We start from the raw sequence: 18227 nt of genomic DNA, 5'->3' as shown, positions 1-18227 counted from the left end.
TAACCTACGACTAAATCCGTATATTAAAGTATATAAAGAATTTTCCGCATTTGCGCCTATATATATTAAAGCGTTTCAATCACCGGTTGAAGCGCTTTTTCTTTTAGCCCTTAAATTCATTAGTCACATGAGCGCCATCACAAAAAGGTTTATTTGCTGATGCTCCACACCTACAAAACGCTGTGGTTTTATTTTTTGTTTCCTGAGTACCATCCTTATGAGTCACCTTTAATGTACCGTAAACCAACAATGGACCATTCTCTAAAACCTCTACTTTTGTTTCTAATGTTTCTGTCGTTTTATCTTCTTCAGCATTCATATAATATCGCAATGCACCTGAAGGACATTGTTTTACTTGATCTATAATGGCATTGGTAGTCGCTGCATTTATTTTCACCCATGGACGTTCTCTCGGCTGAAAAACGTCTGGTAAACCTTTAGCACAAATTGCTGAGTGTATACATTTCTCAGCTTCCCAAACCACTGTAGTTTCTCCGTTTGAATATTCTTTTATTTTTCCCATAATTCATATTTTTACTAAAGATACAAAAAACGGTTATCCCAAATAGTCGTGATTTCTTATTGGAATTTAATTATAATCACGTATGTGAGCCTCTATTTCTAAAGCTCCTTTCTTTATTATAGATAAATAAGACGTAATATTTTCAGATTTAAATCTGCTTGATGGTCCTGAAACACTAACCCCAGCAACGACTTCTTTATTTTTATTAAACACTGGTATAGCGATACAAATAAGCCCTAACTCAAGCTCTTCCATATCTAATGCATATCCTTTTGTTTTTACTTGTTCTAGCTCAATCAATAAATCTTTTGAAGTCGTTATCGTTTTCGAAGTAAACGCTTCTAAGCTTACGTTTCTCAAATAATCTGATATCACATTTGCGGACGAAAAAGCCAAAAGTACTTTCCCTAAAGCCGTACAATAGGCTTGTTGATACGATCCTATTTGTGTGCTCACTTTTAACCCTAGTTCACTTTCTGCTTTATTTAAATACAATACCTGGTTATTTTTCAATACCCCAAAATGTACTGTCTCTTTAATATCTTTCGCAATGACCTCTAAAGGAACTCTAGAAAAGGTACGTAATGATTTATATACTGACACTAAATTTCCTAATTCAAATAATTTAAGCCCTAAAATATATTTATCGTCATCATTCTTTTGTACAATATCTAAAGATTCTAACGTACTTAATAAGCGATAGGTCGTTGTTTTATTATAACCTGTTTTTTTTGCTAATTCACGCACGCCCCATACCTCTTTACCATTTAAATACACTTCTAAAATCTTAAATGCTTTTATAACAGATAAATTCAATTCTTTGTTAACCTTTTCCATATAAGCCCATTAATTAAAATTTCTTTTGTTAAGGGAGACAAAATAATTTTGTTATTCAAAAATAAGTATTAATTTTGAAACAGTGTTTCGTATTATGAAACAATTTTCTCATTAGCATAGTCATAATCAACATTAAACTATAGGTTTTTAAATGCATAAAGCAACTTTAGATTACGCAAAACAACAAGATGAGTTTGATGAACTTTCTATTTACCGCCATCAATTTCATATCCCAACTGATAAACATGGGAATGAACTGATTTATATGACTGGGAACTCACTTGGGCTTCAACCTAAACAAACTAAAGCATATATAAATCAAGAACTGGAAGATTGGGCTAATTTGGGTGTAGAAGGTCACACAGAGGCTAAAAACCCTTGGCTACCTTATCATGAGTTTTTAACTGAAAGCATGGCAAACGTAGTCGGTGCAAAACCTATTGAAGTTGTTACTATGAATACGTTAACTGCTAACCTTCATTTCATGATGGTATCTTTTTATAAACCAACAAAAACACGTTATAAAATAATTATTGAAAGCGATGCCTTTCCATCAGATAAATATGCCGTAGAGTCACAATTACGACATCATGGTTTCAATGACAAAGCTGGTTTAATTCTATGGAAACCAAGAAAAAATGAAGACCTATTGCGTTATGAAGATTTAGAAACTATTCTGGAAAAACAAGGTAGTGAGGTAGCTTTAATAATGATTGGTGGTGTAAACTATTATACAGGTCAATATTTCAATTTAAAGCGCATCACAGAACTTGGTCACAAGCATGGTTCTATGGTTGGATTTGATTGTGCTCATGGTGCTGGAAATGTAGAGCTTAATCTGCATGATTCTGGAGCAGATTTTGCTGTTTGGTGTACCTATAAATATTTAAATTCTGGCCCAGGAAGTTTAGCTGGCTGTTTTGTGCATGAAAGGCATGCATACAACAAAGACTTAAATCGTTTTACAGGTTGGTGGAGTCATAATAAACAAACCCGTTTTAACATGCGTCATGACTTTGATTTACTACCAGGAGCAGAAGGATGGCAACTTAGTAATCCACCTATATTATCAATGGCAGCCATAAAAGCTTCTTTAGATATTTTTAATAAAATTGGTATCAAGAAATTAACAGAGAAGTCTAAAAAACTAACAGATTATTTTGAGTTTTTATTAAAACAATTAGGAGAAGATACTATCAAGATAATAACACCTGAGAATCCAGAAGAACGTGGTTGCCAACTATCTATACAAGTTTTAAATGCCAACAAAGCACTACATAATGAATTAACAGTAGCAGGTGTAATAAGTGATTGGAGAGAACCTGATGTAATTCGTTGCGCACCTACGCCTCTTTATAATTCATTTCAGGATATTTATCATATGGTTGATAAATTGAAAGACATATTAAAAAATGAAATTGAGTAAACCTTGTCTAAAAAGCAAAAAATATTAATGATAAAAAAAGTATCCGAGTATAATTTTTCAGAGCCGTTATTATCGTCAGACACATCCTTTTTAGGTATTTTATTTTTTTTAAAACGTAAAAAATTTAATTATTTAATAATTACAAAAACGAGAATATTATACATTATTAGAAATAAAGTTATAAAGAGTACATCTTATCATTATGACTTTAAAATTAGTTTTAATTCTAAGAAAAACAGGATTGAATTTTATAATAATAAGCAAAAAAAAGAATATATTGATTTACATGATTTCAAAATTACCCTCAACGAAATTCAACAAATAAAAAGTGTATTAAACTAATCTAGTGTAGTGCCCAAAAGATGGGAACGAAAATATGAAAAAACAACAAAATATACTCATTATAGGTGCTGGGTTATGTGGTTCCCTTTTAGCTTTGCGTTTAGGTCAAAGAGGTTACAATGTATCGGTGTACGAAATGCGTCCAGACTTACGTAAAGTAGATATTAATGCTGGGCGATCTATAAATTTGGCGTTTTCAAATCGTGGCAACAAAGCCATGAAACTAGTTGGTATAGAAGATAAAGTGAAAACACTTTGCATTGCTATGAATGGACGTATGATCCATGATAAGAAAGGTAACACATTTTTATCAAATTATAGTGGTCGCGATCATGAATACATAAACTCTATTTCTCGTGGTGGACTCAACGCATTGCTTTTAGACGAAGCTGAAAAGCACGAAAATGTTTCCATTTATTTCAATAAAAAATGTAAATCGGTTGATTTTAAAAAAACAACCGCATTATTTAAAGATTACGAAACAAAGTCAGAGTTTATAGAAGATGCTGATGCTATCATCGCCACAGATGGCGCAGGTTCTGCAATGCGCAAAAGTTACTATTTAGCCAAAAAATTCCTGTTTAGTTTTTCTCAAGATTATTTAACGCACGGTTATAAAGAATTAAGTATACTACCAACTCAAACTGGTGGTTATAAAACTTATAAAAACGCATTACACATATGGCCTCGTGGTTCTTTTATGCTTATTGCATTACCAAATTTGGATGGTAGTTTTACAGTCACTTTATTTTTAAGTTATGATGAAGGCACATATAATTTTGATAATTTAACAACACCTGAAATCGTTTCGGAGTTCTTTCAAAAAGAATTTCCCGATGCCTTAGAACTCATGCCTAATCTTGTTGAAGATTTCTTTAATAACCCAACAGCACCGTTAGGCACAGTAAAATGTTCACCTTGGCATTATAAGGGGAATACTCTATTAATGGGAGACTCGGCACATGCTATTGTACCATTTTACGGTCAAGGCATGAATGCTTCTTTTGAAGATGTTGTTGAATTCGATGCTGTGCTAGATCAGAATTTAGAAAACTGGGAAGCTGTATTTAAGGCCTATGAATCCACTCGTAAAAAAGACACAGATGCCATCGCAGATCTAGCAATAGATAACTTTCATGAAATGAAAGACCATGTTGCCAATCCTATATTTCAGGAAAAGCGTAAATTAGAAATGGCTTTAGAGCAAAACTTTCCAAACGAATATTCATCAAAGTATTCTTTGGTTACCTTTAATGAAGACATTGGTTACCATGAAGCCATGACAAGAGGCCGCGCACAAGACAAAGCTATTTTAAACATGATAGCAGATAAAGAAATTAATAGCAACGATGATTTAAAAGTTATACTAAAAAAAGTAAAAAAAGCAACTCAAGACATTCTGGATGATGATAAAATTGCTGGATTGAAATAATATTACAAAGACTCCTTCTCTTTTTAAGAAAAGGTGGATTCAGTTTCCTAAAAAGGAATTAAAGACAGAAGGGTAAATTTAAATTATGGGGTTCCTGCCTTCGTAGGAATGAAAAAACATGGAAAACACAAACAACGTAACGCCAAGGGGTGCTTACCCACATACTAAACGTGTGGGCGACTTTATATTTGTATCTGGAACAAGCTCACGTAGATCAGATAATACTATTGCTGGAGTAGATATTATTGACGAGATGGGAACAAAACGTTTAAACATCGAAGTACAAACTCGTGAGGTTTTACAAAATATAGAAAAGAATTTAGTTATAGAAAATGCTTCTTTAAAAGATGTTGTTGATGTTACATCATTTTTAGTAAACATGAATGACTTCGCTGGCTATAATAAAGCCTATGCAGAATTCTTTGACGCAGAAACCGGACCAACACGAACCACAGTTGCCGTACACCAATTACCACATCCTGATTTGGTTGTGGAAATTAAGGTTATGGCTTATAAGAAGCTATAAAATTAACTAAATGTCTCCTTGGGCGCAGTCGAGAGGTTTATAATAAAAATGTATTATGTTTATATATTAAAATGTAATGATGGTCTAACTTATACGGGAGTTACAAATAATTTATCAAGACGTTTTGAAGAACATCAAGAAGGAAAAAATAAAAATTGTTTCACATTTAAAAGAAGACCATTATATCTAATTTTTTATCAAGAATTTAATAATATAAACCAAGCTATCTATTTTGAAAAAAAAATAAAAATTGGAGTGCAAAGAAAAAATTAGCTTTAGCTGACGAAAATTTTGATATGTTACAAATTTTAGCTGAATGCAGAAATGCAACACATTCAAAGTATAATCCAGAAAAAAATTAAGGTCTCGACTACGCTCGACCAGACACAAAATGAACAAAATAAAAAACTACATAAACGGACAATTTCTTAATCCTTTATCAAATGATTGGATAGATAACTATTGCCCTGCAGATGGCAAAGTTTATGGCCAGATACCAAACTCATCAAAAGCCGATGTAGAAAACGCATATATCGCTGCAGAATCTGCATTTCCTAGCTGGTCACAAACCACACTAGAAGAACGAAGTAAAATTTTAATCAAGATTTCAGAATTATTAGAAACTAACTTACTGAGCTTCGCAAAAGCCGAAAGCAAGGATAATGGCAAACCTATTAACCTAGCAAAAGCCATAGACATCCCAAGAGCAGCAAGTAACTTTCGTTTTTTTGGGAATGCCATTACACAATTTGCCAGCGAAAGTCACGAAAGTATTGGTCATGATGCTATAAACTATACATTACGGCAATCTATTGGTGTGGTAGGGTGTATTTCACCTTGGAACCTTCCACTCTATCTCTTTACCTGGAAAATCGCTCCAGCTATTGCAGCAGGAAACTGCGTGGTTGCCAAACCAAGTGAAATAACCCCTATGACAGCTTATCTATTAGGTGAAATCTGTTCTGAAGCAGGCTTACCAAAAGGAGTTTTAAACATTGTTCATGGTTTAGGTTCCACAACTGGGCAAGCTATTATAGAACATCCAGATATTAAGGCTATTTCGTTTACCGGAGGCACAGCAACTGGTGCCCATATTGCTAAAATAGCTGCCCCCATGTTTAAAAAACTATCACTGGAACTTGGTGGCAAAAATCCAAATATCATTTTTGCAGATTGTGATTATAGCAATATGCTAGAAACTACAGTACGCTCATCTTTTGCCAATCAAGGTCAAATTTGTTTATGTGGAAGCCGTATTTTTGTTGAAGCAACTATTTACGAAAAATTTAAAACCGATTTTGTTGATAAAGTAAAACAGCTTAAAGTTGGACACCCTTCAAAAGAAGATACCAATATAGGTGCTTTAGTTTCTAAACCTCATCTAGAAAAAGTCCTGAAATATATTGATATTGCTAAAGAAGAAGGCGGAACTGTTCTTTGCGGAGGCAATAAAGTTACTGTTGCAGGTTACGAAGATGGTTATTACATAGAGCCTACTATTATTGAAGTAACAACAGATACATGTAGAGTTAATCAGGAAGAGATTTTTGGACCTGTTGTAACTATCATGCCTTTTAATGCAGAAGATAACGTTTTACAGATGGCTAACAAAGTTAAATATGGCCTATCCGCAACCTTGTGGACAAATAATTTAAAACGTACTTTGAGAATGAGCAATCAACTACAAGCTGGTATTATTTGGGTAAATACATGGATGTTACGCGATTTAAGAACCCCTTTTGGTGGCGTTAAGGCATCTGGAGTTGGTAGAGAAGGTGGTTTTGAAGCCTTGCGTTTTTTCACTGAATCTAAAAATGTATGTATAAAATATTAGTCCTATGATAGCTTTAGAGAACAATATTTTTTTTTCGTCTGAAACCAATGATATGGATTTAGACCTTATCTATGCGTTCATTAAAAACTCATACTGGGGTGAATCAAGAACCTTAGAAGAACAGAAAAAGGCCTTAGAGAATACAATCAATTTTGGCTTATTTCATAACAGAACTCAAATAGCTTATGCCAGAGTTATGACTGATAAAGTATTTTTCGCCTACCTACTGGATGTTTTTGTTATTGAGGCATATCAAGGGAAAGGGCATTCAAAGTTATTAATAAATAAAATCTTAAACTTTCCTGAATTAAAAGACGTTGATAAATGGATGTTAGCAACAAAAGATGCCCATAAGCTTTATGAGAAATTTGGCTTTAATACCGTGAAAAATCCTGAAAAACTAATGGAAAAATTAAGCCAGCGTGCTAAAATAATATACGAATAATATGAATTTAAACTTGAACAATAAAAATGCTTTGGTATGTGGAAGCACGCAAGGCATTGGTCGAGCAACAGCCATAGCATTAGCCCAAGAAGGCGTTAATGTCACTTTAGTAGCTAGAAATAGAGATAAGCTTAAGGCCATTTTAAATGAATTACCAGAACATAGAAACCACAGCTTTATTGTGGCAGATTTCTCAGATCCTAGAGATCTACAGGAAAAAGTAATTAAGTTTATTCATAATAATCATGGGTTTCATATTCTAGTTAATAATACTGGTGGTCCAAGAAGTGGTAATATTTTAACAGCTAGTTTGGAGGAGTTTGAAAATGCTTTTGTACAACACCTTAAATGCAACCATGTCTTAGCTCAAGCCACTATTCCTTTTATGAAAGACGAAGAGTTTGGAAGAATTATAAATATTATTTCTACTTCGGTGAAAGAACCTATTCCTGGTCTTGGGGTTAGTAATACTATTCGAGGTGCCGTTGGTAACTGGAGTAAAACATTATCTAATGAAGTTGCAGCCTTTGGTATTACTGTAAATAATGTGCTACCAGGCTTTACAGAAACTGAACGTTTAACAGAGATCATTAAAATTAAAGCAAAAAACACGGATACTACGGTTGAAGAAATGACTAAAATCATGAAAAGTCAGACCCCTGCTAAACGTTTTGCTAAACCAGAAGAAACTGCAAATGTCGTTACTTTTTTAGCAAGTGAAGCTGCTAGCTATATCAACGGAATTAACATCCCTGTTGATGGTGGTCGAACAAAAAGTTTGTAAAAGCCCTCCTTAACCCTCCCGAAGGGAGGGGAAATTATATGAATGTATTATCTTTATATAAAATACGATGTTTAACAAAAACTCAAATACCCGATTTGAGTTTCTCCCTTTTTGGGAGATTAAGTGGGGCTTTCTATGAGTAAATTAGTTTCTCCTTTAAATTTTAAAGCTTGGATTGAAGAAAACAGGCATCTTTTAAAACCGCCCGTTGGTAATAAATGTGTTTGGAAAGATGGTGATTTTATTGTGATGGTTGTTGGTGGTCCTAATAACAGAAAAGATTACCATTATAATGAGACTCCTGAGTTCTTCTATCAAGTTGAAGGTGATATGGTTTTAAAAATCATAGACGGCGATACTCCAAAAGATGTACATATTAAGGAAGGCGATATTTATCTACTTCCTCCAAAAGTACCGCATTCTCCTCAACGTGTAGCGAATACTGTAGGTTTGGTTATTGAGTATCCGCGATCCAAAAAAATGAAAGACGCCTTAGAATGGTATTGTGAAAATTGCAATAGTTTATTGTATAGAAAGAAATTTAAGCTTGATAATATAGAAACTGATATGCCTAAGATTTTTGATAAATATTATTCAAGCGAGAAAAAATGCACTTGTAAAAAGTGTGGTACAAAAATGGAAGCTCCCAAAAAAGTTTAAATAAAAAACATGGCACGCAAACTCCGCATCAACGGGCATTCTCATTTACTTCCTTACCCCGAGGAGATTCCCCAATTCATGAAAGAAAAAGAAATTTTCTGGGTAGATGATGAACGTAAATATATGCTTCAAAAAGGCTGGAGAAGACCTGTAACAGATTCTAGTTTCTTCTTAAATGAAAAATTAGAATGGATGGAACGTAATAAACTAGACCATGCTGTTGTTTTAAACTTATCTCAACTTTATGGTAATGGATTGCGCTTGGAAGAAATGAAAAAAGCGCTCCGTTTTCAAAACGACTTTAATGCTAAAGTACAGCATGACCATCCTGAAAAATTCACATGCGGTTTTGTAGTTCACCCAGGGTTTATTCACGGTGCTTTATATGAAGTTGAACGCTGTGTTGAACAATTAGATATGAAAGTACTGTGTTTACCAACTCATTTCATGGATTCGATTGGACAATGGCGTTCTGTTTTTGATAAAGAAAATGATGCCATATTTGAATTGGCTGACAAGTATAAACTAGCTATTGAAATACATCCTTATGACGGAGATAAAATGATAAATTTAGAAAATTCATCATGGCGGTTTCACCTAATATGGATGCTAGCGCAATGTGGGGATGCTTATCATTTTTACACATTAAATGGGATGCAAGAACGTTTTCCCAATATAAGAACTTGTTTTGCACACGGTGGACAACTGGCACAAATGAATTTAGGAAGACGTATTCAGGGGTTTGATGGTAGACCGGATTTATTTAAAGGAAAACACCATCCAAGAAAAGCTGTTGGTCATCCTAATATTTATTTTGACACCCTAGTGCATGATACTGATTCTTTAAAACTCATGATAGACCGTCAAGGCAGCAATCAAGTTATTATGGGGTTAGACGACCCCTACCCTTTGGGTGAAATGGAAAGCGATGCACAATCTTCTTATCCTGGAAAACTTTTAGATTTAGCCATTGAGAAACAAATAATTAACAAAAAACAATACGAAGATATATGGGAAGACAATGTATTACGATGGTTATTTGGTGATGACGATATTGCGAAACAAAAATTGGTAAATAGAATTCTAGCAAATTAAAATTATCTATGTATTTTATACCTGAAGAATTAGACGATTATGTTGTAAAGCATTCTGAAAATGAACCAGAATTATTACAACAACTAAGTAGAGAAACCTATCAAAAAATACTGCAACCACGCATGCTTAGTGGGCACTATCAAGGACGTGTATTAAGCATGATTTCTAAATTAATAAGCCCAAAAAACATTTTAGAAATAGGCACTTATACGGGATATTCTGCATTATGCCTGGCCGAAGGTATGCAAGCTTCTGGAGCATTACACACTATAGATATCAATGAAGAATTAGCCGATTTTCAACGAAAGTACTTTGATAAATCAGATTATGGTAATCAAATTTTTCAGCATATAGGAAATGCTTTAGAAATTATACCAACTCTGGATACAACTTTTGATTTGGTTTTTATTGATGCTGATAAAGAAAATTACTCCAATTACTTTAATATCGTCATTAATAAACTAAATCCTGGAGGCATTATTTTATCAGATAATGTCCTTTGGAGTGGCAAAATACTCGAAGAACTGAAACCCAATGACACGGCAACAAAAGCTCTATTAGAATATAACATACTTTTAAAGAATGATAATAGGGCTGAAACTGTCATCTTACCTATTAGAGATGGATTGACAATTAGTAGAAAGAAAGGTTTCTAAATAACTATCTAATTATACAGCTACAAGGGACTTTATCTGGTCATCATTATCAGGTAATATGCTTGATGTTTTGCTAAGTTGAATGTTTGTTTCAATTATTTGGTAAAACTCATACGTATCAAACGGTTTATAAATAATATCGTTAAAACCAATACCATCGTCATCACAATCCTTTTTTATACTATCAACATCAGACGCTGTTAGAGCTATAATAGGAATTTGCGTATCAAATTCCCTAATGTAACGAGTTGCCTCCTTACCGTTCATTATAGGCATATTAATATCCATTAAAATAAGATCGAATTTATTGGACTTGGCTCTGTTTAAAGCCTCTAAACCATTATTAACTATAACAGATTCGTAATTAGCCTTTTTCAATAAGTTTTGTGTAACAACTTGATTTATCTTATTATCTTCTACTATTAGAATCTTATACTTTTTGTTTAAAGATTTCAATTCTAATTCATTTTTCGATTTTAGTTTACTTTTTTCTACTTCAGCTTCGTCTATATTAAAAGTTATATTAAAACTAAACATACTACCAACTCCTACTTCACTTTCAAGTTCAATTTTACTATCAAACAACTCAACTAGTTTTTTGGTAATGGAAAGCCCTAAACCTGTTCCTTGATAGTTAATATTATTATTCTCATCCAATTGAGAGAAATTATCAAAAACAGTATCAAATTTATGCTTCGGAATACCACAACCATCATCCTCTATTTCAAAACGAATATTAACTTCATTAGCATTTGTACTTATCATTTTCACCCTTAAATCAATGCATCCGTTCTCAGTAAATTTTATGCTGTTTCCAATTAAATTAATTAAAATTTGAGATAATCTTACATTATCACATTTTATATACTCTGGTAGCCGTTGATCTATTAAAAAGTTAATTTTATTATTTGTTTCTCTTAATCTGAAATCAAAAGAATCAACAATGTTCTTTATTAATTTTTTTAAATTAACTGAAGTGTTTTTTAGTTCTATTTTTTGTGACTCAATTTTACTTACTTGTAAAATGTCATTTATAAGATTTAATAAGTAGTCTCCTGAGTATTTTAGTGAATTTATAAGTTTGGCATCACTTTCTCTTAAATCGTTGTTTTCAAGAAGTAATGAAGTTATACCAACAACACCGTAAAGAGGTGTTCTTAATTCATGTGTTACATTTGATATAAATTTAGATTTTAACTCTGATGATTTTACAGCTTCATTTCTTGCAATTTCTAATTCCTCATTCTGGTCTTTTAATATATTAGTCAACTTTCTTTTAGAAACGTAACTTTTATAAACCGCAATTAACGATACAATAAATAGGAATAACGCTATTGAAATAATAATATTTAAGTTTTTTACTTTATTAGTAATTTCAACTTGTTGTATTCGTTCTGTATTTGCTATTTGTGCATCCTTTTTATAATCTTCGATAAGTAACTTTGATTTTACAATAGACTTTCGCTCGGACATCACCTTATCTGTATGAACATATACATAATCATTGTATTTCTGAAGTGCTATATAAGCTTGTTCATCTAAATCCTGTTTATTTAAAGACAGGGCTATTTTTTCATAAACATCAAGTAAAAGCGAATTATAATAATCTCTATTTCTTTTATCGCTTGCTTCTAAAAATATTAATGCTTCATTAAATTTTTTATTTGCACTGTTAAACAATTCTTTGGAAATAAAATACAATCCTTGAGTATACCTTAAATACCCATAATCATTAGCATCTGCATCATAATTATATAAATTACCTTCTGCTCTTAAAAGATATATTAATGCTTTTTCAGTTAAGTTATTTTCTAAACATATTTGGCTTAAATTAATTTGAATATCAAATAAAACTTTCTGTTGCCTATCAAGATTGTTATGATTCTTAACATTACCCAATGAAGCATATTGCAAAGCATTCTGGAAGTAAGAATTCACCTCATAAAATGATTTGTTTCGTCTATACAATTTGCCTAAATTTAAATATGACTTTGCTATTAAATAATTATCATCTATTTCTAATGAAGAATTAAGTGAAGTAATAAATCTATTCTCGGCTGCGTCATATTCCTCTATAGAACTATAAATTTGCCCTTGAATGAAATTAGCTAATGCATTACCGTAAATATCGTTAATTAATGATGACAGTCTTTTAGATTCATTGATTGAAGATAAAGCAGGGATTATCTCATTATTATCATAGAAACGTAAAGCATTAGAGTTTAAGCTATCAATATAGAAAATCATATGCTTATCGTCTTGAGAGAGAGACAGGTTGATAGCACAAAGAAAACATACAAGTAGGCTTGTTTTCATTTTGGTTAGCGTTTAAGGTTAGATTTGGACTGACAATATATTTTTATCTTCAATAGAAAATAAAAATATTCGTTGAAACCATAATTAAACCGTTAACGGGTAAGTAGTCGGCATAAAAACCTACAAAAATATTAGAATTTACGTTTTACTGAACCTGTAAAATCGTCTAAATCATCTTTAACTTTGTTAAGTTCTTTCTTAACATCGTCTGTAATACTTGTGTCAATACCATTCTTTTCTGCAGTTTTAGTAATCTCATGCTTAATGTCATTAGTAGCATCTTTGAGAGTACGCATTCCTTTTCCTAATCCACGGGCAATTTCTGGTAATTTATCTGCACCAAAGACCATGATAACAATAAATAGTATAAATGCTATTTCTGCACCACTTATAAATAAAAATGTAGCTTGTTGTATCACAACGCAAATATACTAAGTTGTTTTGTTAGAATAAAAAAAAGCCGATTGTAAAAATCGGCTTTTAACTTAAATATTAATTTTTTATCCTTTAACCTTGTCTTTAAATTGGTCAAAATCACTTTGTTTTACTTTTTTAGGCCATGAATTATTTGACACATCTACATCCGCAGTTTCTAAATCAGGATCTACCATTATATTAGTTATAGCCTTTTGAGTTCTAAAAAGCTTCTTTACTTCATGCTCATTATACCTCCATATCTGCGCTGGATACGTTTTTCTCTCTTTAGTACCATCTGCATAGGTTAATTCTAAAATTATTGGCATTACCAATCCTCCTGGTTTTTCAAAAGTAACTTCATAAAAATATTTTGGAGCCTCTGCATCCGTTATCTGTACTTTCTTTTCTTCATCACTTAAACTATTTAAATAATCATTTATAGCAGGGAAATCTGAAACATTCTTAGCGTTTTCAGGAATCTTCCCCTCTTCCGCTTCTCCATAATAAACTAACTTACCTTTATAGTCATCAAGATTTAAATTATTCAGTTTGGCTACTTCTTTAGCTTTATCGGTTGGCTTATCTGTTAAATAGTAGCTCTTAACTTGCTTAACACCTATGTCTGTATAATCTGTAGTATAGAACCATCCTCTCCAAAACCAATCTAAATCCATTGCAGATGCGTCTTCCATGGTTCTAAAGAAATCTGCAGGCGTTGGGTGTTTAAACATCCATCTTTTGGAATATGTTCTAAAGGCATAATCGAATAGCTCAGGTCCCATAATGGTATGTCTTAGCATATATAACCCAGCTGCAGGTTTAGCATAAGCATTAGGTCCAAATTGATGCACATAATCTCCTTGAGACATAATAGGAGAAATATAACTCTGATCTCCTCCCATATACGTCACCATATCCTTAGGTAGGTTGCCTGTAAAAAAGTTAGGATCATAATCTAATTCTGCTAATGTTTCAACAAACGAGTTTAGACCTTCATCCATCCATGTCCATTGTCGCTCATCACTATTCACGATCATTGGAAAAAAGTTATGACCAACTTCATGAGTAATTACGCCTATCATACCTCTTTTAAGTCTTTCTGAATAAGTTCCATCAGGGTTTGGTCTCCCATAGTTAAAACAAATCATGGGATATTCCATTCCCATTTGTGCATGTACAGAAACGGCTTTATTATATGGATAATCAAAAGTAAGCTTAGAATATTCTTCTAATGTATTGGCAACTACTCTTGTTGAATGTTCTTCCCAAAGTGGATTTCCTTCTTTAGAATATAATGAAATAGCCATTACAGATCTTCCATTTATATCTACCGCCATAGCATCCCATAAAAACTTTCTCGACGTTGCAAAAGCAAAATCTCTTACATTATTTGCTTTAAAATGCCATGTCTTAGTTTTTGTACTTCTTTCTTTTTCAGCTTTTTCGGCCTCTTCTTGCGTAACAATAAAAACAGGGTCTTTAAATGATTTTTTAGCCTGTTCAAAACGCTTTAGCTGCTGTTTTGTTAAAACATCCTTTTCATTCTGCAATACTCCTGTCGCCTCTAATTTATGATCGGCTGGTACTGTTAATTTAACATCGAAATCTCCAAACTCTAAAGCAAACTCACTGCGTCCCCAAAACTGCATATTTTGCCAACCCTCAACATTATCATAAACGCAAAGCCTTGGATAAAATTGAGCAATCACATAGGTATTATTTCCCTCAGGGAATGCCTCATAACCAGATCGTCCACCTTCTATAATGTGGTTATTTACATTATACCACCATTTTATTTGAAATTTAAATGTATCTCCAGGTGCTAATGCTTTTGGTAAATTAATTCGCATCATTGTTCGGTTTACCATAAAAGATAAATCTGAACCATCTGAGTTTTTTACTTCCTCAATATTAAAACCTCCATCAAAACGTTTTTTTAAATTTGCTTTAGCAAAACTAGCTGGACCATTAAAAGCACCATTAAAGTTATCTGATTTTACATCTGGAGTTTTGGAATCTTTAGCTCTCATATTTTGGTCAAGCTGTATCCATAAATACTCTAAATAATCTTTGGAATTGTTATGATAGGTTATTTTTTCGTTCCCAAAAATCTGATTTTTAGATTCATCTAAACGAATATCCATTACGTAATCTACTTTCTGTTGTGTATATTCGTGACCAGGTGCTCCAGAAGCTGTTCTAGTATTACTTGGCGTGGGCAACACATCTTTCATTTGCCTAAATTTATTCTGATCTGTATGACCTTGAGGTTTTACTTTTTCTTGATTTTGTGCAAAAATGCTAGTAGAAATAAAAACCACTGAAAGGAAATAATACTTAAGTTTTTTCATTATCAATTTTTATATTTTTTTTAAAAAATCGTGTGTTTAGGCGATAATAATTCGTTTATTATTACAAAAAACGTTCGAAAATAATTAATTCGGAAAGGTTTTAACTTATTTTTAATTAAACTTTAACAGTGCATTATCCTTTTTAGGAGTAAGTATAAAACTTTTTTGTTTGGAGTTTATTTTTGTTTTTATAATGTTCTGCTGATCTTCAAATAAATCGAACAATGTTTTGTTACTAATTTCAAAAGACTTGATATGTGTTACACCTTCTATTTCTAAATAGCAACGTATAATATCCTGATCGTATTCTTTACCAATAAAAATAAGATTGGCTTCTTTATTATTAATCTTAATCTTTATGCTTTCATTTAGGTATTTTTCTATGTAAATATCGGTAGTTTTTGGTTCGTCCTTAATTGCTAAAGTAATAGACTCGTCATAACGATTACGTAACAGACTTTCATAATCATCAATAAAAACCCTAGTAATTATTTGTACAGATTGTTTCTCTTTAATGAAATCAATTTGAGTCACACTTATATAATATTTGTGTAGGCTAGCAAATGCAAATAGTGGTATGATTAAAAAAAACAAAAATGGCTTAATAAACTTCATCTATATATTTTTTGCTAAAGTAATTATTTTGATGTTTCATCTACTTACACATGTTATTTTTTCAATGAACTCATCTTGACTTTTTGTTTTTAACCGAAAATGAGATAAAATTTGTTCAGATGAGGCATTTTTTGCAAGGCATAGCAGTGCTAAGCATAAAAAAAGTAACAACATATGGGCGAATTTTAGCCATTTTTTAGGAAATAGAAAAAGTCAAGATGAGTTCTATATCTAATATAACATCAAACAAACATTCTATAACCGTGAGTAAATTTTATAATACATGTTTCAAAAAGCATTCCAAAAAGGCTTAGTCCTTCTCAACCTCTAAATTTTTCATATACTGTTTATACTTATGCCTCAAAAAGATTAATATCTCAAAATCGGTTTTCTTTTTACAGTATTTAACAAAATTTTCATCGTCTGCGCAGAAATAGAAAAAGTCTATTCTTAAATCTTCGTTTAACGGATTAGAAGCAAAAAAATCCTTAGACAACCTTGCTTTTACAGTATTCATTAATGCTTCTTTTGTTTCAATATTCACACGATTTTTCAGCATTTTAGTTCTTCCTGAGATACCGTTTAATATTGGATTTAAAGGCACACCTCCTCCTAATAGCCCTAGTAACATTTCTGGTTTAAATTCACCAGCTTCACTTAAACGGCGTTCACTTTGCGTGGCTATTCTTCCTGTGTAACCTGGTATTCCTACATCAAAAAAATTAATAGGCGGGTCTCCTTCTACATTAGCAATATCTTTAAGCAAATTTCCTGTTAAAACCTTACCTACTATAACCTCATCAAGTTCATTAATCTGTTCATCTAATTTCACCAGAATTGTTTTATTAGAAATATGCTCTTTAGATATGACAATTTTTTTTAATTTATGCTGAATTGATGAGAATACCAAAGAATCATTTAAAGCAACATTAATTACAAACTCACCTATTTCATTCGTTATAGTGAAAACTTGGGATGTTTTATTAATTACGTGAATATTCTCAATTCCAGATTCGCTTTTAATTTTTCCTAATATTTTAATTGATTGTGAGGACATTGTTTGAAAAGAAAACAAAATAAAGCCAATTGCAAAACTAGTTTTTAACATCTTAACGCTTTAAAAACAATCTACTTTGTTTTACTAAAAACTCAATAAGATGCATTTCATTTTCACTTTTAAGGAGTTTTAATTCTATGCCTTTCTCTTCTACAAAAGCAACAAAAGTTGTTATATCTTCCAGGGGGATACTTAAAGTTTCGCTTAAATACTTACGATTGTGAACATCCAATAAACCTTTTGGTTTTGGTTCTGGTTTTTCTTCTTCTTTTCCTTTAAATAAGTTTTGTGTGAGCGGTAATTTTTTTTTAAACAATAATTTAAAAATTTTCCCGACATCGGGAAGATAATCACGCGCCTCCGGATTGATTATAGACTTTAGATGATTCCCAACAACCGCATTATCAAATGCCTTAATATCATTATATTCAAAAGCGCCGTTCATATTCCCCATATTAATACGTATGGGGTCAACAGTTTTAACGTTACCCACATCTGCTAATATATTTCCTGTAAGACCTGACGAAAGTATAACAGCATCTAATTGGTTAACTTGCTCAATCAATTGTATTTTTAACTGTTTTGTTTTAATAACATTTGCATCAACTGTAATAGAAACAGTTTGAAATTGCAATGCTGAAATTTCAATAACATCTTGTAATGCCACTTCAATAACAAATTCCCCCTTCTTATTAGTAATAGTACCTTTATTTGATGATGTATTAAAGATGGTAACTGCTTCTAAATCATTAGTAGCAGAAAGCAGTACGCCTTTTATTTTTGTTCTGTTAATTGATTGACCGCTTAGGATAAATGATAAAAAAATAAATATAGATGATGTTAATGCTCGCTTCAAGATGATGAAATTAAAATATAAAGAACGCCTTTCAATTCTTAAATAAATTCAAAAA

Annotated in this window: 18 protein-coding genes; 10 read left to right on the top strand and 8 right to left on the bottom strand. The window is 32.0% G+C overall.

What is annotated here, in order from left to right; translation table 11 throughout:
* Window positions 1-103: 103 nt before the first annotated feature.
* Together EM932_RS07905 and EM932_RS07900 are read right to left on the bottom strand one after the other, a co-directional pair.
* Window positions 104-523, bottom strand: coding sequence for a (4Fe-4S)-binding protein (locus EM932_RS07905; RefSeq protein WP_135876643.1), 420 nt, complete (start codon window positions 521-523; stop codon window positions 104-106).
* 66 nt (window positions 524-589) lie between these two features.
* Window positions 590-1360, bottom strand: coding sequence for an IclR family transcriptional regulator (locus tag EM932_RS07900; RefSeq protein ID WP_135876642.1), 771 nt, complete (start codon window positions 1358-1360; stop codon window positions 590-592).
* A 151-nt stretch (window positions 1361-1511) separates the two neighbouring features.
* Between EM932_RS07900 and kynU the strand changes: the two genes are divergently transcribed.
* The 10 genes from kynU (at window position 1512) to EM932_RS07850 (ending at window position 10560) form a co-directional block, all read left to right on the top strand.
* Entirely contained in the window at window positions 1512-2786 is a 1275-nt protein-coding gene (gene kynU / locus EM932_RS07895; protein WP_135876641.1) for a kynureninase, read from the top strand.
* A gap of 376 nt (window positions 2787-3162) precedes the next feature.
* On the top strand, window positions 3163-4560 hold the full coding sequence (locus tag EM932_RS07890; RefSeq protein ID WP_135876640.1) for an FAD-dependent oxidoreductase: 1398 nt from the start codon (window positions 3163-3165) through the stop codon (window positions 4558-4560).
* Window positions 4561-4678: 118 nt separating this feature from the next.
* A complete protein-coding gene (locus tag EM932_RS07885) occupies window positions 4679-5086 on the top strand; it encodes a RidA family protein (protein ID WP_135876639.1) in 408 nt (135 codons plus the stop codon).
* A gap of 48 nt (window positions 5087-5134) precedes the next feature.
* Window positions 5135-5359: a GIY-YIG nuclease family protein gene (locus EM932_RS07880; protein WP_407925216.1), complete on the top strand. Its 225-nt coding sequence runs from the start codon at window positions 5135-5137 to the stop codon at window positions 5357-5359.
* A gap of 118 nt (window positions 5360-5477) precedes the next feature.
* Window positions 5478-6920 (top strand): aldehyde dehydrogenase, encoded by a 1443-nt coding sequence (locus tag EM932_RS07875; protein WP_135876638.1) that lies wholly within the window; start codon window positions 5478-5480, stop codon window positions 6918-6920.
* Between the two features lie 4 nt (window positions 6921-6924).
* Window positions 6925-7365 (top strand): GNAT family N-acetyltransferase, encoded by a 441-nt coding sequence (locus EM932_RS07870; RefSeq protein ID WP_135876637.1) that lies wholly within the window; start codon window positions 6925-6927, stop codon window positions 7363-7365.
* 1 nt (window position 7366) lies between these two features.
* Window positions 7367-8149: an SDR family oxidoreductase gene (locus tag EM932_RS07865; RefSeq protein ID WP_135876636.1), complete on the top strand. Its 783-nt coding sequence runs from the start codon at window positions 7367-7369 to the stop codon at window positions 8147-8149.
* Between the two features lie 135 nt (window positions 8150-8284).
* Window positions 8285-8809: a 3-hydroxyanthranilate 3,4-dioxygenase gene (locus EM932_RS07860; protein WP_135876635.1), complete on the top strand. Its 525-nt coding sequence runs from the start codon at window positions 8285-8287 to the stop codon at window positions 8807-8809.
* A gap of 9 nt (window positions 8810-8818) precedes the next feature.
* Window positions 8819-9904 carry an amidohydrolase family protein gene (locus EM932_RS07855; RefSeq protein WP_135876634.1) on the top strand — a complete coding sequence of 362 codons (1086 nt, stop codon included), beginning with the start codon at window positions 8819-8821 and terminating at the stop codon, window positions 9902-9904.
* 8 nt (window positions 9905-9912) lie between these two features.
* Complete coding sequence (locus tag EM932_RS07850) at window positions 9913-10560, top strand: O-methyltransferase (protein WP_135876633.1); 648 nt, start codon at window positions 9913-9915, stop codon at window positions 10558-10560.
* A 12-nt stretch (window positions 10561-10572) separates the two neighbouring features.
* On the opposite strand, the gene EM932_RS07845 is transcribed toward EM932_RS07850, so the two are convergent.
* The 6 genes from EM932_RS07845 to EM932_RS07820 form a co-directional block, all read right to left on the bottom strand.
* Window positions 10573-12876: an ATP-binding protein gene (locus EM932_RS07845; RefSeq protein ID WP_135876632.1), complete on the bottom strand. Its 2304-nt coding sequence runs from the start codon at window positions 12874-12876 to the stop codon at window positions 10573-10575.
* 131 nt (window positions 12877-13007) lie between these two features.
* Complete coding sequence (locus EM932_RS07840) at window positions 13008-13295, bottom strand: Sec-independent protein translocase subunit TatA/TatB (RefSeq protein ID WP_135876631.1); 288 nt, start codon at window positions 13293-13295, stop codon at window positions 13008-13010.
* Between the two features lie 81 nt (window positions 13296-13376).
* Window positions 13377-15644 (bottom strand): M1 family metallopeptidase, encoded by a 2268-nt coding sequence (locus tag EM932_RS07835; RefSeq protein WP_135876630.1) that lies wholly within the window; start codon window positions 15642-15644, stop codon window positions 13377-13379.
* 111 nt (window positions 15645-15755) lie between these two features.
* Window positions 15756-16259, bottom strand: a complete 504-nt coding sequence (locus EM932_RS07830) for a DUF6702 family protein (RefSeq protein ID WP_135876629.1) — start codon at window positions 16257-16259, stop codon at window positions 15756-15758.
* A 310-nt stretch (window positions 16260-16569) separates the two neighbouring features.
* Window positions 16570-17316, bottom strand: coding sequence for a carboxypeptidase-like regulatory domain-containing protein (locus tag EM932_RS07825; RefSeq protein WP_246040968.1), 747 nt, complete (start codon window positions 17314-17316; stop codon window positions 16570-16572).
* 52 nt (window positions 17317-17368) lie between these two features.
* Window positions 17369-18172 carry a carboxypeptidase-like regulatory domain-containing protein gene (locus tag EM932_RS07820; protein ID WP_170179758.1) on the bottom strand — a complete coding sequence of 268 codons (804 nt, stop codon included), beginning with the start codon at window positions 18170-18172 and terminating at the stop codon, window positions 17369-17371.
* Window positions 18173-18227: the final 55 nt, after the last annotated feature.

The sequence above is a fragment of the Flavivirga rizhaonensis genome, assembly GCF_004791695.1.
In the GTDB taxonomy this organism is placed as follows: Bacteria; Bacteroidota; Bacteroidia; order Flavobacteriales; family Flavobacteriaceae; genus Flavivirga; species Flavivirga rizhaonensis.
The sequence above is the reverse complement of the archived record's forward strand: the minus strand, read 5'-3'. Positions and strand labels throughout refer to the sequence as shown.

Coding starts and splice junctions, on each gene's coding strand:
- kynU (WP_135876641.1), top strand. CDS start 1,512: ATGCATAAAGCAACTTTAGATTACGCAAAACAACAAGATGAGTTTGAT.
- EM932_RS07830 (WP_135876629.1), bottom strand. CDS start 16,259: ATGAAGTTTATTAAGCCATTTTTGTTTTTTTTAATCATACCACTATTT.
- EM932_RS07875 (WP_135876638.1), top strand. CDS start 5,478: ATGAACAAAATAAAAAACTACATAAACGGACAATTTCTTAATCCTTTA.
- EM932_RS07885 (WP_135876639.1), top strand. CDS start 4,679: ATGGAAAACACAAACAACGTAACGCCAAGGGGTGCTTACCCACATACT.
- EM932_RS07825 (WP_246040968.1), bottom strand. CDS start 17,316: ATGTCCTCACAATCAATTAAAATATTAGGAAAAATTAAAAGCGAATCT.
- EM932_RS07905 (WP_135876643.1), bottom strand. CDS start 523: ATGGGAAAAATAAAAGAATATTCAAACGGAGAAACTACAGTGGTTTGG.
- EM932_RS07870 (WP_135876637.1), top strand. CDS start 6,925: ATGATAGCTTTAGAGAACAATATTTTTTTTTCGTCTGAAACCAATGAT.
- EM932_RS07850 (WP_135876633.1), top strand. CDS start 9,913: ATGTATTTTATACCTGAAGAATTAGACGATTATGTTGTAAAGCATTCT.
- EM932_RS07880 (WP_407925216.1), top strand. CDS start 5,135: ATGTATTATGTTTATATATTAAAATGTAATGATGGTCTAACTTATACG.
- EM932_RS07900 (WP_135876642.1), bottom strand. CDS start 1,360: ATGGAAAAGGTTAACAAAGAATTGAATTTATCTGTTATAAAAGCATTT.
- EM932_RS07855 (WP_135876634.1), top strand. CDS start 8,819: ATGGCACGCAAACTCCGCATCAACGGGCATTCTCATTTACTTCCTTAC.
- EM932_RS07860 (WP_135876635.1), top strand. CDS start 8,285: ATGAGTAAATTAGTTTCTCCTTTAAATTTTAAAGCTTGGATTGAAGAA.
- EM932_RS07865 (WP_135876636.1), top strand. CDS start 7,367: ATGAATTTAAACTTGAACAATAAAAATGCTTTGGTATGTGGAAGCACG.
- EM932_RS07890 (WP_135876640.1), top strand. CDS start 3,163: ATGAAAAAACAACAAAATATACTCATTATAGGTGCTGGGTTATGTGGT.
- EM932_RS07845 (WP_135876632.1), bottom strand. CDS start 12,876: ATGAAAACAAGCCTACTTGTATGTTTTCTTTGTGCTATCAACCTGTCT.
- EM932_RS07835 (WP_135876630.1), bottom strand. CDS start 15,644: ATGAAAAAACTTAAGTATTATTTCCTTTCAGTGGTTTTTATTTCTACT.